This is a genomic window from Geobacillus sp. ZGt-1 (assembly GCF_001026865.1).
GTDB classification, from domain to species: Bacteria; Bacillota; Bacilli; order Bacillales; family Anoxybacillaceae; genus Geobacillus; species Geobacillus thermoleovorans.
The window spans coordinates 1-235 of the sequence record NZ_LDPD01000051.1; the positions used below are offsets into that span (position 1 = coordinate 1).

A 235-nucleotide genomic window follows, 5' to 3' on the forward strand; every position below is an offset into this window, starting at 1 on the left:
AGGATCCACTCTTGAAGCTTCCCAAGCAGCCTTTCCTCGTTCCAAGGGCTTTTCGTGAAAAAGTGACTGAGCGTCGTTCGATGATTCGGATGAAAGCTCCAGTGATGAATATCGGTCAATGTTCCCGAGAATCCCTTGGTGGTCAAGGCATCGACGATATGAATGAGATGCTTGATGACCGGTTTGGAAAGCTGCAGCGTTAACCCCAAAGTGAAGAAAAACTTGTGGATTCCTT

The 235-nt window shown here is 47.2% G+C and carries 1 protein-coding gene; it reads left to right on the plus strand.

The window, feature by feature from the left end; genetic code table 11:
• Positions 1 to 203, plus strand: a 203-nt coding sequence (locus tag VU18_RS21320) for a hypothetical protein (protein ID WP_369793584.1), incomplete at its 5' end; no start/stop codon positions are given.
• Between the last annotated feature and the right edge of the window lie 32 nt (positions 204 to 235).